A 16,130-nucleotide genomic window follows, 5' to 3' on the forward strand; every position below is an offset into this window, starting at 1 on the left:
TCTCTGGTCTATTACTGGGATGCCAAACAGTTCCACAGAACATTGCCCCCCCCATTACCTTAAGCCTGTGGCATGGGGTGAATCCCCCAGCGAACCGATCGGTCTTGGATAACCTGGTCGATCGCTTTAACCAAACCCATCCAGAGATTCACATTGAACCCCGTTATGTGGGCCAGGGAGATCAACAGTTACCCAAAATTTTTGCAGCAGCAGTAGGTAATGCATTACCGGATCTGTTGTGGTATGCGCCAACCCTGACTGGCCAGTTGGTGGAACTGGATGTTCTACGATCGCTCGATGAGTGGTTACCGACAATTCCGGAAAATCAAGCGATCGACCCGGCACTGCGGGACAGCATGGAACTGGAAGGAAAAACCTGGTCAATTCCCTTTGGCACCAATAATGTAGGCTTATTTTATCGTCCTAGCTTATTTAAAGCGGCGGGAATTACAACGCTGCCGACTACGTGGCAAGAACTACGATCAGTCGCACAGCAGCTAACGCAAGATACCAACGGAGACGGTCAACTCGACCGCCATGGTATATTGCTACCGTTGGGAAAAGGAGAATGGTCAGTCTTTATGTGGCTACCATTTTTCTGGAGCGCTGGTGGTGAATTGATTGATAACGGTAAAGTGACGGTCAACTCATCGGGCGAGATCGCCGCACTGCAATTTTGGCAGGATCTCATTCAGGATGGCTCTGCAATCTTGTCACAACCAGAGCGGGGCTACGAACTCGATCAATTTCTAGCAGGGAAAGTCGCGATGCAATTAACCGGGCCTTGGACCTTGGGACAGTTGCAAAAAACGGGCATCGATTTTGCAGTGATGCCCTTTCCACGGCAAACCCGATCGGCAACGGCCATCGGTGGCGAAAATCTATTCGTGATCAAATCCACCCCCGATCGAGAGCAGGCAGCCTTACAATTTGCCCAATACGTCCTCAGCGAAGCATTTCAAACCACTTGGGGCGTGCAAACAGGCTATTTACCCGTGAATTTAACGGCACGGGACAATCCAGCCTATCAACAATTTCGATCGCAGGAGCCTGCTGTAGATATTTTCCTATCCCAAGCAGGGGCCGGTCGATCTCGGCCTATTTTCCTGGGGTACAATCGCCTTTCTGAAGAAATTGGACGGGCGATTGAAGCCGTATTACTAGGACGATTAGCACCAGAAACCGCTCTAAACACTGCACAACATCACATAGAATTAACCGCAGCATCAGGATATTTCAACACAGCCGCCAAGGGTGGAGATGCCTGAAACCAGCTTTGCCACTGTTCTAGAGGGATTTCGGGCGGTGTCCAGTTGGGATCCCTAGGGTGCAGCGTTCGCCACCCCAACCACCCCGATCGAGTCGGAGCGATCGAGCCTGTCCAGAGAATGGCTCCATCCTCCGCCAAAATCGTTAATTCCTGCCCCGTTTGCAGGCAATGCATTCCCGTTAACGCCCATCCACCTTCCCGGCTTTGGGCATGATTACGATCTTGGAAAATCCGCCACACCTCGCCTTCCATCCCTTGGGCACTGTATTCCGCAATCCAACCTTGCAATGTCATTGGTGCCATGACTCTATGAAAATGGGAACACTCCATGAAAATGGGAACACTACAGCATTTTTCGGGGGGAATGATAGTTATTCGAAAATCATTCCCCATTATGGTCATCTTTTCATTGTTCAATTTACTTAACCAGCGTTTCCCATCGCTTATACACTTGTTGTAGCGATCGGGGCATACTCTTGACTTCCAGATCAATTAGCTGAACCATTGCGTATTGGGTTTGATAAGTCGTTGTCGGGTAGTCGGCTAGGGCAGCGGACGTGAGGTAGCTCAGACCATTTAGGTTCGGGAAACGGGCTTGCTCCAAACTCTGTTTAAACTCTGCAACCTGTTTAGGGGTCAAAGTTTTGCGCACCACAGGCCGAGATTTAATCGTTGGCCCTACCGTCCATTCAGTCACTTTGCCATCTTCCGTTAGGGTTACCGTCGTCACCATACCTGCAAGGCCACCGGATACCGTGCTTCGGAAAACCACGTTAGATTCTACCGTGGGAGCCTGATCACCACCCAACAGTTCAAAGGAAACCCGCACAGGAGGGGTCATTGCACCGCTGGCCGTAGAATTTTGGGCAATCCGATCGCCGGATTGATCCAAATGATAGACAAAACTACGATTGGGGCCGGTGACGATCGCTTGCCAACCCTGAATGAAAATTTTAGTACAAGCTTGATTGGGACGATAAATCCCTAAACACCCATCAAATCCAGCTTCTTTCACCTCTGCAATTTTCAGTTTGCCTCTGGGAATGCGGGTATCGCGGGAAACCTGGCGCAATAGCTTAGCAGCCACCTGTTTGGATAGGCCAGTGGGTTGGGGAATCGCAGGTTTCGTGGTTTGCATCGGGTCTTCGAGGCGCACAATATTTCCGGTACGATCGGTGCGATACACCCAATTTTGCTCGGTTCCATGACTCACCGTCACCTGCCAACCCAGTACCGTCGCCAACGTACAAGGTTCCATCTTAGCTAAACCTAAACAACCATCGGGCCATTGCTGTTCGGAATAACTAACAACCTGAATTTTTTCAACGCCGAAACGCTGCTGAAGATCTGTTTGAATAGCAGAGATGACTTCATTCGGTAATTTTGACTGAGCGATCGAAGTCGCGATCGGAGTTAGACCCAGCAGGGTTTCTGGCGATAGAGCATTGGTTACATGGGTCTGCGTGGCTTTTATCGGCGTAGCATTAGTCTGCGCTAGCGTGGGCTGCACGGCACCCAGAAGCACCAAACTGGAGCAAACAACGCTAGACCCGATCAGCGCCAAACCACTGCGGAACAAAGTTGGAGACGAAAGAGCAAAATGGGGACGTGTCATAAAGCTTCACCAGATAATTGAGTATAGTTACGCACAAGTCACTGCACACAAGTCACTGTGGACAAGTCACGTACAGTGCTTTACCCAATACTCTAGCAACGCTATTTTTTGCTCCGGTTGTTGTTACTGAACTTGATACAGAGAATTTTTGTCGCCAATCCCTGAGGTGCGTGCCTCTGCCCGATCGTAGATCGCGCCTATTATTGCCCTATTGAGGGATAATCTCTCACCTTTATGGGTTGGATCGTGCGATCGAAAGATTACCCCCTAGGGTACCGCCATTGGCAAGTTCCCTAGACAAAATTGAGATATCGCTACACCACTACACATCAGTTCTCTGCTAAGGAGTTCCTCATGGCGTATACATTGAATGATCTCGGCCAAGTCTTTCTGAGTCAGTTACATCAAATTACAACGGGCGGCGATCAAACCGTTCCGCCCTCGAAAGATACGTTTATTTCCTGGTGCGAACCCGGCATTCCCTTTATGCCAGAAGATTTCCTCTTTTGTGCCAAGGGGATGGGCGGCGGTAAGGATGCGGAAGAAGATAAATTGCTAGTACAACAGGCATTTAATCTGGCCAATTTAATCGATTTTATTCCCGATCCTCGCCGGACTTACAATAACGATCAGCAACAAACGATTTTCAGCACTTCCGAAGCCCGTCTGAGTCATCTTTATGGTGAAATCTTACGCTTTTCCAAAGTGGTTTCCTATGAATTGAGCGATAAAGAAAAAGCCAAGCTGGAAAAATTCCGGAATTTGCTCCGGACTACGAAAGTGGTGAAGGATATCATCACCGACGAAGATAAGGAAGTTACGGACGACGGCCCCGTCAAGAAAGCCTACGATGCCAAGATGGCAGAGTACATTGCAGCAGCCACGGAATACAACGCAAAACGCATCGCGGCCCAAAGTGCGACCGGGGCAGACGGCAAGCAGGCAGTGGCCGATTGGACGAATAACGCGCAACTGTACCGTCTGCGGGTTAAAGCTGCGATGGATGCCTGGGTGTCTGGTGGCTATCGTAATGAAGTCGATCAGATGAATGCTTATATCAACCAGGTTACACAACGGGATCTCCTACTGTGGAAACAACGGTTATTGGAATTCTACGAAGATGCAGATCAAAACGGATTGGGTGCCGGACAAACCTTTAAATACACCACGCTGATTCCCGGCAATTTCGCGTCCAGCGGCGGTTGGACAAACTATTCCGTCAGTCATTCAGCAGTCAATAGTTCCTCCCGATCGTCTACTTCATCGTGGAATGCTGGGGCACGGGTAAACTTTGGTCTATTCAGTGTCGGCGGTGGCGCGAGTGGTTCTTCGCAGAAATATTCCAGCAACTTTGGGCTTTCTAGCTTCAAGCTCAGTTTTGAACTGGCACAGGTTGTGATTTCACGGCCTTGGTTCTATCCTGAGTTCTTCATGAATCGTGGTTGGACACTGCGTAAAGGGGAAGGCTGGACCTATGGCGATATGCCATCGGATGGTGCAGCACCACCCAAGGGCAACTTGGTGGGTTACCCCACAACGATCCTGTTCGCCCGCAATATTTCGATCGAGTCTGCGGAATTTGTCTCAGCCTATCGCGAATTTAGCAAGCAGGTTAGTGGCGGCGGCAGTGTGGGTTGGGGGCCGATTCGTCTCAGCGGGGGCTATTCCCACGGCAGCAAAGGTCACGACTACAACAGCGATGCCAAGGGCGCAACGCTAAAGGTTCCGGGAATGCAAATTATCGGTTTCGTCAATCATCTCATTCCGAAGTCTCCCAATCCACTCCCGGAATTGAAGAACGCAGAGTTCAATTAAATTCTGCTCTGGATTCTCTCAGGGTCTTAATGGTTAACCGCTAGCTTTCTCCCAGATGATGACCCCAGTGATGTACTCCAGTGATGTACCCCAGTGATTGCATGCAGAGCTGGGGTCTTCTCTTTTCAAAGTCCTGAGCATCCAATTTTGACGACTTCTGTGATGGTTTTCTTAATCGATCGAGTTTTACCCGTTATGTGGGTTTGTTGAGGTGTTTATGGTCAATTCAGTCACCAGTGCAGCCGCTAGCTCAGTGACGAGTAACGTTGTCGCTGCATTATTAACGAAATTAGAATTACTCTATGGCAAAGCCAATGCGAGTGGCGGCTTGGCGAGTAATAATAGTTTTTTGTCCTTCCAATTCCCCGCAATTCCGTTATCTAACCGTGATTTAAGTTTTGCGATTCCCGAAGAGGCCGCTAAACTCACTATTCAAGAACAACAGGAACTCGCTGCAAATTTTGCCCGCTTGGTGAATCTGATTCCTGCGGTGAGCCAAGTCTGGTCATCGGATCAACGATCGCTGTGGAGTGTGTATAACCAAGTCCTGACCCAGGCAGCGGTAGTGGATGAAGTGTGGACTCCAGCGGAAGCAGCGGAATATCAACAGGCCAGAGCCTTACTGGATTCTCCGAAGTTTGATACCTATTCCACCTATCAACAGGCACACATCGCCGCCCAAACGGAATATCTAGAGCATAAATTAACCGCAGATCATTCTACTGATCCGGCAGTCAAGCAAACCTGGCTTGCCGTTGAGGAACCGCTGTATAAAGCCAAGGTCGATCGGGCGTTGAATGAGTGGACGATTAAAGGCGCTAAGCTGGAAATTGAAGAAGCCCTGCGAGATGTCTCACGGCTGATGCGGCGACGCCCCCAAGTAGCTTGGGAGGAATGGCAACAAAAGTTTCAGCAATCCTATAAAACGGATTTAGAAAACCAGGATTTCTATCTGACTGCGTTCTATCCTGAGGATTTTTTCCGGCCCGATCGGCAAAGTACTTGGACAAAATTAACACTGGACGCCAACGAGATTGCCGCCTTGAGCAGCAAAGCACCGGAGGGCATTCGCCGCGTGGCGGATCAGGCGGGTGGCACCACGGCCCAAGCCGTTGATTTGGAAATTACGAAACTCTCTGTGGAACTGACGCGGATTCCCATTCTACGATCGTGGTTAGATCCCAGTTTGTTCACCAGTCCGTTTTGGCGATGGACGGATGGGCGTCCAGTCCTCTCCGATGGCCAAAACCCACCCCAGGGGCAACTCTCGGCCTACACAACTTCTATGATTTTTGCCCGCAATCTGACGATCGAACTCAAGCCCGATTCCGCAAAAAACGCGCAGGTAATTAGCGATTTGCAGTCTGGGAAATTACGCCTATTGGGGCCATTGCCCCTGAAACCGATTCCCAAAACGGTCAACCCCAAGGCAATTCGTAGCTTAGAAGCCGGTGCAATTTCGCTCAAATCCGCCGATCCCCAACTAGTACAGCAGGTGATTGCCGTCAAACGGGAACTCAAAATTAGTTCTGCGGAAATTGACGTGGTGGCAGCGAAGAAAGGCATTTCCACCATCCCTGCGGAAGGTGCCACTGTTCAACCGAAAGGGGCGCAAGTGATAGATCAACCCGCAGTCCAGCAGGTTCAACCCAAGCTCGATCGCGCGGATATGGCGGTTAATCCCGGTGTACTCAAGCGGATGGATTTGGGCGGAATTCGCGCAGTGCGGATGGAGGCTCCAGCAGCCAGTAGCCAAAAGTTCCAAGCCATGGATGCCCGCTTGTTTAAGCAAGTGCAATCGGTGCCCGTGCGGTCAGATTTAACGGCCCAAGTGGACAAGAGCAAGCTGCTCAGAGACCTGGGGGATATGGCCAATGAAGATATAGCCCGTCGTCCTGGTGAGGTATTCCGACGGCCCCCCATCCGGCCTTTGCCGCCGATCGTGGTGGCTCCACCTACCGACAATCCCCCACCGTCACCGCCCCCAACACCCACGCCGCCGATCGTTGAGGCCATTGTGGATATGCAGTTGATTGCCTTTATCTGCGAGAAGTTACCCAAGGCCCCCAATCCCGATCCCAATTTGCATTGGTAGCCAGAGGCACCCCCTTCGGTCAATTCAACTGTTCGAAATCCCCCGATCGTATTTCTGCACGAGACGCGATCGGGGGATTAGCACGAAAAAGCCCCTTGCGGGGCATCCATCAGAGAAGCACACTTGAATAAACTTCTAGCGCAGTAAGCATCTGAATGAACGAACGCCTAGAGTCAGAAACGGGCTCAGAACTTTGACCGTAGCTACGATCGCAGCCTACCCTCTCACCTGCACAGGCATGACGAGATAGGTCATCTTGAGATTACCTAGAGGCGACAGAATCACAGGACTCGTGGACGTGTTCAACTGCATTTGAACATCCGTTGTGTTCAAGACCTTGAGGCCATCGATCAGATATTTCACATTAAATGCCACTTCCAAATCTTCACCCGTGATCTGGGCTGCAATGGTTTCGCGACCACTGCCCACATCCTGGGCATCAACGGAAAGCGTCACAGATTGTTGATGGCTATTGATACTCAATTTGACAATGTTATTGCGCTGATCCGCAATCACTGAAATCCGCTCCAGCCCACCTAACAACGATCGCCGATCGATCGTCATTTGATGACTAAACGATCGGGGAATCAGCTGGCGATAATTTGGGTACTGCGCCTCCAGCAACCGACTGGTCAGCCGTTGATCGGCCCATTCAAACACCACTTGCCCTTGATCAAACTTCACCGTCACCGTGGCACTGCTGCCTCGCTCCAGCATTTTGATCAATTCTTGCAGCGCCTTCGCCGGAATCGTCACATCAATCTTCGGAGTGTCTTCGCCGCTGTCCTGTTGGTTCACCGTTTGCACCACCGCCAGCCGGTGACCATCCGTCGAGGCAAACTCCAGCCCCTCCGCCTGCAAGCTCAGGTGAACCCCCGTTAACACCTGCTTCGTTTCGTCGCTGCTGGCTGAAAACAAGGAACTGCGCAACCCTTCGATCAACGCCTCAGCGGACAACTGGGCCACATCCCCCTCTTCCACGATCGGCAACTCCGGAAAGTCATCCGCCGCCAACCCCCGCATTTGATACTTCCCCGATGCATAGGTCAGGGTCGTGAGGATCCCTGCTTCCGGATCCCCCGCCGCATCGTCTAACACGATGTCCCCACTGGGCAAACGCGACACAATGTCCCCCAACAGTTTGGCCGGTAGCGTCAGCCGTCCCCCCACCTCCACCTGGGCCGGAAAGCTCGTTTGAATGCCCAAACTCAGATCAAATGCCGACAGACTGACCAACTGTTTTTCTTCATCGGCATTCAGCAGCACATTGGCTAACACTGGGTGGCTGGGGCGAGAAGACACCGCACGGCTCACCAGCGACAAGTGGGTACTCAGTTCACTTTGGGGACAAACCAGTTTCATGGCAGTAACTCGGATGACAGGTTGAAAGAAGTTGTGATGGAGGGTCGCCCAAACAGAGGCAGCCCAAAGCAAGGATCTCTTAATGTTCCTGGCTGGGGATTCAGGGGCTGAAATCCATCCGGCCTTAGATTCTAAATCAATTCAGAAAGACTTTACTGTAAAACGTCTGCCCGCAAAGTGGTTGTGGAAAACTCAGATCCTCGATCGACTAAGCTGAAAATCAGCGTATTCTGACGAAAAATTGATAAAATCAACGCTTTTCTGAAGGGGCACCCAACCCATAACCGAGAATTTTCCAATATTTGACAGGACTTTTCACAGCGTTTCCACAGGGTTTTCCACAGAAGCCTCAATGTTTTCCACAAGCCTGCAAGAACAGCTGTCACAGCATTTGAAATTTATATCAGATTTTAGTCAAAATATAATCAAGATTTATCAACAAGTTAATTCTGTGCACGGTCTTACTTGCGACTTTGGCTGGCAAGGTTAATCCGATCGCTCAACTGACGCAAGGTTTGAGCCAAGTCCCGATCGGATCCTTTAAGATTGTCGATCTTCTCGTAGCTATAGAGCACCGTAGTATGATCCTTGCCCCCAAACTCATCGCCAATCTTCGGCAAACTTAAATCCGTATGTTGGCGCATCAGGTACATGCCAATCTGCCGCGCCACACTGATTTCCCGCCGCCGGGAATTGCCCTTCAGATCCTCGATCGGAACCTTGAAATGTTCTGAAACGATCGTAATGACGATCTCAGCCGACGCTTGAACATTTTCCGCAGGCGGATTAAGCACCGGGGCAATATTTTCCACCGTCATGGACAACCCAGCAATCGTAATATAGGCCACCGCTCGGGTCAGGGCTCCTTCCAGTTCCCGAATATTGGAGGTATAGGTGGAAGCAATGTACTCAATTACGTTGCGAGGCAAGCGTAGATCTGCGTACTCGGCTTTCTTTTGCAAAATGGCCATCCGCGTTTCAAAATCTGGCGGCTGAATATCCGCAATCAGCCCCATGGAAAAGCGAGAGCAGAGGCGCTCCTGCAAGCGGGGAATTTGATTAGGCGGTCGATCGGAGGCCAAGACCACCTGCTTGCCTGCCTCGTGGAGCGAATTGAACGTGTGGAAAAATTCTTCCTGGGTATATTCCTTGCCTTCAATAAACTGGATGTCATCCACCAACAAAACATCCACTTCCCGGTACTGTTCGCGAAAGGCTTGCATATTATCCTTCCGGATTGCCGCCACCAAATCGTTGGTAAAGCGTTCTGTGGAAACGTAGTGAATCCGGGCCAAGGGATCAATTTCCAGCCGATAATGCCCGATCGCTTGCATCAAGTGAGTTTTGCCCAGTCCAACCCCACCACAGAGAAACAATGGGTTAAACTCTCGCCCCGGCGACTCCGCCACAGCCAAGGAGGCCGCATGGGCCATTTGGTTACTCGGCCCCACCACCAAACGGGAAAAGATATATTTCGGGTTCAGATCCGATCGCGGGGAACTGGTCGATCGCAAAACCTGGAAGGAATCTGCCGCTGAGGCAATGCTCGGTGCTAGGTCAGACAGACTGGTTGATGGACTGGCTTCTTCACTTCCCCCGCCCATTAACTCCTCGGAATCCGCTGGACTGGTAAATTGCACCTCGATCGGGCGTCCCGCTACCTCCTGGACAACCTGCAAGATTGTTGCCATGTAGTAACGCATCAACCAACGCCGAGCAAAGGGATGGCGGGTTTGAATCGTTAAGCAGTCGTTCTCTAAACTTTCTGCAACCGTTTTCCCCACCCATGTATCAAATGTAGTGGGATTCATCTTGAACCGCAGATGTTCGAGAACCTGTGCCCAAAGGCTGTCAGCGTTAGAGTCTACGGCCATGATCCAGGAACGGAAAATACAAAGTATAGACTAATCTACCTTGGTCTTAATGGATCACACGATCGGGATTTAGACATTTAGTCTTGAAACCGCTAAAACCCAGACGATCGAGAATTTACAGATCCAGATATCGAGAGAGTGTATCGAGCACCCGAATTCCGACTTAGACTAGAGAAGCAAATTTTCGATTACCCCCTGGCTTCTACGTGTCTACTTCTTTGCAACATTTTGGTATTGACCCTGAAAAAGTATTTCCATTTGCTTTGGATGGGTTCCAGCAGGAGGCAATTCAGGCTCTGGATGCGGGGGAATCGGTCGTGGTCTGTGCTCCCACGGGTTCTGGAAAAACACTGATTGGGGAATATGCCATTTACCGGGCTTTGGCTCGTAACCGTCGGGTTTTTTACACCACTCCCCTCAAAGCATTATCTAACCAGAAATTTCGCGACTTTCGCAGCCAGTTTGGCCAGGATCAAGTGGGGCTGCTGACGGGCGATATTTCCATTAACCGCGATGCCCCGATCGTTGTGATGACGACGGAGATTTTCCGCAACATGCTCTACGGCACCCCGATCGGCGAAGTAGGTGTCTCGATGGTGGGTGTAGAAACGGTGGTACTGGATGAATGCCACTACATGAACGATAGCCAACGGGGCACCGTCTGGGAGGAATCGATCATTTACTGCCCTGCCACGATTCAGATTGTCGCCCTCTCTGCAACCGTTGCCAATAGTGAACAGTTGACTGACTGGATTGACCAGATCCATGGAACGACCCGGCGCATCTATTCTGACTTTCGCCCGGTGCCCTTGCAGTTTTTCTTTGCCAACCCCAATGGAGTTTTTCCCTTACTCGATGACTCAGGCACTCGCCTCAATCCCCGGCTAAAACCGAAAGGCGGACGGCAGCGCCCCCGAGGGGCCAATCAGCGCGGGGTGAAACGGGCCGAACCTCCGGCTCTGGGCTTCACGATCGGCAAGCTGCGTCACTACAATATGCTGCCAGCGATCTACTTCATCTTTAGTCGTAAGGGGTGCGATCGGGCGGTGGAAGAACTGGGGGATCTGACCCTAGTGACTCCAGAGGAATCGGCTCGGATCAAAGCTCAACTGGACGAATTGATGTCCCGCAACCCGGAAGCCATTCGAGAGAAGCAGGTCGATCCGCTCCTACGGGGCATTGCGGCCCACCATGCGGGAATTTTGCCAGCCTGGAAGGTATTGGTTGAAGAGTTGTTCCAAGCGGGCTTGATTAAGGTTGTGTTTGCGACGGAAACGCTGGCTGCTGGGATTAACATGCCTGCCCGAACCACCGTGATTTCGAGTCTGTCAAAGCGGACAGATGCAGGTCACCGGCTCTTGAATGCCTCGGAATTTCTGCAAATGGCAGGGCGGGCCGGACGCCGAGGCATGGATGAAAAGGGCTACGTTGTCACTGTGCAATCTCCCTACGAAGGGGCACGGGAAGCGGCTTATCTGGCCACTAGTGGGGCCGATCCGCTGGTTAGCCAGTTCACCCCGACCTACGGGATGGTGCTCAATTTGCTGCAAACCCATAGCCTTGATCAGGCTAAGGAATTGGTGGAACGTAGTTTTGCCCAGTATTTGGCGACCTTGGTGCTGCGTCCGCAACAGTCGGAGATCGATCGCCTCGAGGCCGATTTGGAATTGCTGCGGGAAACGGTGGCGGCGGTGGACTGGAAGCTGTTGAACCAGTATGAAAAGTTGCAGGAACGCCTGCGGGAAGAGCGGCGCTTGCTGAAAACCTTGCAACAGCAGGCAGCCCGATCGCGGGCAGAAGAATTGTCAATGATGCTGGCCTATGCCCTCACGGGTTCCATTCTGACCCTCAAGGGAGAACATCTGAAAATTGGTGCGCCCATGGGGGCGGTGCTGGTTAGCAAAATTCAAGGCTCGGGGCAGTTTCCCTATCTGCTGTGCTTAACGGAAAGCAATCGCTGGGCCGTCGTGAATTTAGCGGATGTGGTTGCGCTACGCACGGATTTACCCCGCATTGAAGCGGTCGATCGCTTGGCTCCTCCCGATCCGCCTCCCAAGTTGGGGCAGATGCGCAAGGGCGATGAGATGACCGCTAAGATTGCGGCGCAGATTGTTGAACCGGAAGATGAAGAGATTTTGTCGCCGGAGGTGTATGCCCAGTTGCAGCGGATGCAGGCCGTGCAAGCCCAGCGGGATCAACATCCGGTGCATGAGTGGGGCGATCGCAGCAAAATTCTCAAGTTCCAGCAGCGCATTGAATCCCTGGAAGAGGAACTGCGCGATCGGCGGGAGAAGATGGGTCGCCACGTGCAACGCCACTGGGAAGAATTCTTGAGTCTCATTAGCATTTTGCAATACTTCGGGGCATTGGAAGGGGTGACGCCAACGGTCTTGGGCCAAGCGACGGCTGCAATTCGGGGGGAAAACGAACTGTGGCTTGGACTAGCGGTGATGTCTGGGGAACTGAATGATCTAGATCCCCACCATTTGGCGACGGTATGTGCTGGGTTGGTGACCGATGTGTCTCGCCCCGATAGCTGGGTGCGCTATGGGCTATCTGAGGCCGTGGCAGAAGCGCTGGCTGCGTTGCGCAGCACTCGCCGACAACTATTTCAACAACAGCGTCGCCATGGCATCATGCTGCCGGTCTGGCTGGAGGGGGATTTAGTGGCCTTGGTGGAGCAGTGGGCCCTGGGGACTGAGTGGTCCGATCTGTGTGGCAATACCAGTTTGGATGAAGGGGATATGGTGAGAATGTTGCGGCGTACGCTTGATCTTCTGTCCCAGATTCCCCATGTGCCCCATGCCTCTTCTTCCTTGATTGCCAATGCCCTGCGGGCGAAGCAGCTGATCGATCGCTTCCCAGTGAGTGAGGATATTGAGTAGGCAAAGCCTTGGGGGTAGCCACGGCTCGATCGCCTTTGTCAATGCCCGTACATTAGCGTGCTGGACTAAAACGGTAAAACTTGGGCTAAGGGAGCAACAGATCCGTAAAAAACCTGATTGATTCCTGCTGGGCATTGCCCATACTGAGAACAGTTCTCTAGGAACTTTACAGAACATGGCGCTTTAGTCGCAAAGAGATTGCGCTTTAGTTGTAGTTTTGCTGTGGTTCTTGAGCGGAACTGAGATTGATTGAAGGTTGAAATTAAACTTTTGTAAGGGACTCAAGTGGATTCCCAACTTTTTCACTGGATAAGCGATAAATTGCTGATCTAGTTGCAGTCTTGGCGCTGTTCCCTGTGGGACAAGTGGTCGGACTCGAAGGATTAGATGACAGTGTTTTAAATTTTCACTGGTTTAAATTCTGCGCGCTTGAAGTTGTGACTATAGGGAGGATCGTCCATGCAAAAGATATAGGCTCTCTTGCTTTCGTCATGGTTAAGCCCCTCGCCAAGAATGTCTTCAATGTCTTGTCCGTTGCTCAGTTGTCAGGAAGTTGTGTTGTCTAAATTGTCTCAATCGGTTGTATAGGTTTTTTGCTTGCCGTGAATAGCCTGGATCTGGAACGCCCCAAAGTTCTTGTTGTAGATGATCATCCATCTAGCCGCATGGCCGCTGTTTCGTTACTAGCGGTTGAGGGATATGAACTATTACAAGCGGAGAGTGGCCCTGTGGCCATCAATAAAGTGTTGGAGGAAGATCCCGATCTCATCCTATTGGATGTGATGATGCCGGGAATGGATGGCTATGAGGTGTGTCGGCGGCTTAAGTCCGATGAGCATACAAGACTGATCCCGATCGTGTTTGTGACTGCCTTGGACGATCGTCGAGCGCGTCTGCGGGGGATTGAGGCCGGGGGCGATGATTTTATTACCAAACCCTTCGACCAGTTGGAACTTTCGGCGCGGGTTCGTTCTCTTGTGCGGCAGCGGCGGCTCAATCAAGATTTGGATCATGCGGAGAAGGTGCTGTTTTCCATCGCCCGCACTGTGGAAAGCCGGGATCCCAATACAGGGGATCATTGTGAGCGGTTAGTGCAGCGGGGCAACGCCTTTGGGGAGTTCCTGAAAATGTCGCGATCGGAGATTCGCGATCTGATGTGGGGCGGCTACCTCCATGACATTGGCAAAGTGGGCATTCCGGACGCGATCTTGCTGAAACCGGGCAAGTTTACGCCGGAGGAAGTGGAAATTATGAAGCAGCATGTGCTGATTGGGGAGCGCATTTGCCAACCCCTGCGAACCATGCGAGGTGTCATCCCGATTATTCGCCATCACCATGAGCGCTGGGATGGTTCCGGCTATCCCGATCGCCTCAAGGGAGGGGAGATTCCCTTTCTGGCTCAGGTGTTCCAGATTATTGATATCTACGATGCGCTGACCAGCGAACGCCCCTATAAACATGCGTTTACCCCCGAAGAGGCGCTGGGCATTCTCCAACAGGAAACGGCCAAAGGGTGGCGCAATCCTGATTTGGTCAAGTTATTTTCTGAGTTTATTTACACCACCGAGATTCACAAGCCTTCGCGGGATGTCTGGATGGGGCGATACGTGAAACGGTCTTCCTTCCACCGCAGTGTGTCTTAGTGGGTACCGTTCTGCTGAAATGGGACGGTTCTGGAAATTTTCCGACTTCTGCCCTTGCTTGGGTGTCCCCTTGCTCCTCTATACTCCCTTATGGAATTTGGCGGAGTAGAGTTCATGGTTGCGATCGCAATTTTGGCAGCAGGCAAAGGAACCAGGATGAAGTCGGATTTGCCGAAGGTGCTGCATTCGTTGGGGAATCGATCTTTAGTAGAGCGGGTACTGGATACGGGGGCTACGTTGAATCCAGAGCGCCAAATTGCGATCGTGGGATACCGCAGTGAGCTAGTGCGGGAAGCCCTGGGTCATCGATCGGTGGAATTTGTGGAGCAGACGGAGCAATTGGGCACGGGCCATGCGGTGCAGCAACTGTTGCCATACCTCACGGATTTTCAAGGTGATTTGCTGGTGCTGAATGGGGATGTGCCATTGCTACGGCCAGAAACGCTGCAAAATCTCTTGAAAACCCATCAGGATCACCAAAATGCGGCCACGATTCTGACGGCACAGTTGCCTAACCCCAAAGGTTATGGTCGGGTGTTTTGCGATGAGGCGGGCTACTTGACCGCGATTATTGAAGATCGGGACTGTACGCCGGAACAGCGGCAAAATTGCCGGGTCAATGCGGGGATTTATTGCTTCCGTTGGCCGGATTTGGCAGCGGTGTTGCCCAAGCTGACGGCGGAGAATGATCAAAACGAGTATTACCTCACGGATGCAGTGAATTTCCTCAAGCCAGTGATGGTCATGGATGTACCGGACTATCAGGAAATCTGGGGTATTAACGATCGCCGCCAGTTGACTAATGCCTATCAGATTTTGCAAACCCGGATCAAAACTAATTGGATGCTCCAGGGCGTGACGATCGTTGATCCGGCCAGTGTGACGATCGATGACACGGTGGAACTGCAACCGAATGCAGTAATCGAGCCGCAAACCCACCTACGGGGTAACACAAAAATTAGTGCAGGCTGTCGGATTGGCCCGGGGAGCCTAATTGAAAACAGCACGATCGGCGAAAACACCACGGTTCTCTATTCCGTCGTGACCGATAGCACCGTTGCTTCTGGAACCTGTGTGGGCCCCTATGCTCACCTCAAGGCGCAGGCATCGGTTGGTTCTGGCTGCCGGATTGGTAACTTTGTGGAAGTGAAGAATTCCCAAATTGGCGATCGCACGAATGTTTCTCACCTGTCCTACATCGGGGATGCAACCCTGGGGCAGCAGGTTAACGTGGGTGCGGGGACGATTACGGTGAACTACGACGGTAAATACAAGCACCGCACTGTGATTGGCGATCGCACCCGGATTGGTTCTAACTGTTCCCTCGTGGCTCCCTTGACGATCGGTTCGGATGTCACAACGGCGGCGGGTTCCACAATTGTGGAAGATTTGCCCAATGACTGTCTGGCGATCGCTCGGGTAAAACAGGTGGTGAAGCCCGGTTGGCGACCCAAGTGGCTGCGTCAGGGGGCGACTTCGGCGGAATAAGGTCGGTTCTGCGTCGGCGTGTTCTGGCGTGTTCTAAGGGGAAACCCGACAAGAGCTGGGGCGGGTGCAAGATTCCTCGGAGG

10 protein-coding genes are annotated in these 16,130 nt (G+C 51.9%); 6 read left to right on the forward strand and 4 right to left on the reverse strand.

Features of this window, described 5'->3' with window-relative positions; translation table 11 throughout:
* Positions 1-77: 77 nt before the first annotated feature.
* Positions 78-1,268 (forward strand): ABC transporter substrate-binding protein, encoded by a 1,191-nt coding sequence (locus tag H6G21_RS09630; protein WP_347278001.1) that lies wholly within the window; start codon positions 78-80, stop codon positions 1,266-1,268.
* On the opposite strand, the gene H6G21_RS09635 is transcribed toward H6G21_RS09630, so the two are convergent.
* Positions 1,205-1,573 carry a hypothetical protein gene (locus H6G21_RS09635; RefSeq protein WP_190573129.1) on the reverse strand — a complete coding sequence of 123 codons (369 nt, stop codon included), beginning with the start codon at positions 1,571-1,573 and terminating at the stop codon, positions 1,205-1,207. The genes H6G21_RS09630 and H6G21_RS09635 overlap by 64 nt on opposite strands.
* Positions 1,574-1,688: 115 nt before the next feature.
* Positions 1,689-2,885 (reverse strand): hypothetical protein, encoded by a 1,197-nt coding sequence (locus H6G21_RS09640; protein ID WP_190573132.1) that lies wholly within the window; start codon positions 2,883-2,885, stop codon positions 1,689-1,691.
* A gap of 354 nt (positions 2,886-3,239) precedes the next feature.
* Here H6G21_RS09640 and H6G21_RS09645 point away from each other — a divergent pair, with 354 nt between their 5' ends.
* Both H6G21_RS09645 and H6G21_RS09650 read left to right on the forward strand, forming a co-directional pair.
* Positions 3,240-4,700 carry a hypothetical protein gene (locus H6G21_RS09645; RefSeq protein ID WP_190573134.1) on the forward strand — a complete coding sequence of 487 codons (1,461 nt, stop codon included), beginning with the start codon at positions 3,240-3,242 and terminating at the stop codon, positions 4,698-4,700.
* Positions 4,701-4,917: 217 nt separating this feature from the next.
* Complete coding sequence (locus tag H6G21_RS09650) at positions 4,918-6,795, forward strand: hypothetical protein (protein WP_190573136.1); 1,878 nt, start codon at positions 4,918-4,920, stop codon at positions 6,793-6,795.
* A gap of 216 nt (positions 6,796-7,011) precedes the next feature.
* Here H6G21_RS09650 and dnaN read toward each other — a convergent pair whose 3' ends face one another.
* Positions 7,012-8,157 (reverse strand): DNA polymerase III subunit beta, encoded by a 1,146-nt coding sequence (gene dnaN, locus H6G21_RS09655; RefSeq protein WP_190573138.1) that lies wholly within the window; start codon positions 8,155-8,157, stop codon positions 7,012-7,014.
* 461 nt (positions 8,158-8,618) lie between these two features.
* Positions 8,619-10,031: a chromosomal replication initiator protein DnaA gene (gene dnaA, locus H6G21_RS09660; RefSeq protein WP_190573140.1), complete on the reverse strand. Its 1,413-nt coding sequence runs from the start codon at positions 10,029-10,031 to the stop codon at positions 8,619-8,621.
* A 206-nt stretch (positions 10,032-10,237) separates the two neighbouring features.
* Here dnaA and H6G21_RS09665 point away from each other — a divergent pair, with 206 nt between their 5' ends.
* From H6G21_RS09665 to glmU, 3 genes are all read left to right on the forward strand, one after another.
* Positions 10,238-12,916: a DEAD/DEAH box helicase gene (locus H6G21_RS09665; RefSeq protein WP_190573142.1), complete on the forward strand. Its 2,679-nt coding sequence runs from the start codon at positions 10,238-10,240 to the stop codon at positions 12,914-12,916.
* A 602-nt stretch (positions 12,917-13,518) separates the two neighbouring features.
* A complete protein-coding gene (locus tag H6G21_RS09670; protein ID WP_190573145.1) occupies positions 13,519-14,559 on the forward strand; it encodes an HD domain-containing phosphohydrolase in 1,041 nt (346 codons plus the stop codon).
* A gap of 114 nt (positions 14,560-14,673) precedes the next feature.
* Positions 14,674-16,047 (forward strand): bifunctional UDP-N-acetylglucosamine diphosphorylase/glucosamine-1-phosphate N-acetyltransferase GlmU, encoded by a 1,374-nt coding sequence (glmU, locus tag H6G21_RS09675; protein ID WP_190573147.1) that lies wholly within the window; start codon positions 14,674-14,676, stop codon positions 16,045-16,047.
* Positions 16,048-16,130: the final 83 nt, after the last annotated feature.

Source organism: Alkalinema sp. FACHB-956 (assembly GCF_014697025.1).
GTDB lineage: Bacteria > Cyanobacteriota > Cyanobacteriia > Leptolyngbyales > Leptolyngbyaceae > Alkalinema.

Coding starts and splice junctions, on each gene's coding strand:
- H6G21_RS09635 (WP_190573129.1), bottom strand. CDS start 1,573: ATGGCACCAATGACATTGCAAGGTTGGATTGCGGAATACAGTGCCCAA.
- glmU (WP_190573147.1), top strand. CDS start 14,674: ATGGTTGCGATCGCAATTTTGGCAGCAGGCAAAGGAACCAGGATGAAG.
- dnaA (WP_190573140.1), bottom strand. CDS start 10,031: ATGGCCGTAGACTCTAACGCTGACAGCCTTTGGGCACAGGTTCTCGAA.
- H6G21_RS09650 (WP_190573136.1), top strand. CDS start 4,918: ATGGTCAATTCAGTCACCAGTGCAGCCGCTAGCTCAGTGACGAGTAAC.
- dnaN (WP_190573138.1), bottom strand. CDS start 8,157: ATGAAACTGGTTTGTCCCCAAAGTGAACTGAGTACCCACTTGTCGCTG.
- H6G21_RS09640 (WP_190573132.1), bottom strand. CDS start 2,885: ATGACACGTCCCCATTTTGCTCTTTCGTCTCCAACTTTGTTCCGCAGT.
- H6G21_RS09645 (WP_190573134.1), top strand. CDS start 3,240: ATGGCGTATACATTGAATGATCTCGGCCAAGTCTTTCTGAGTCAGTTA.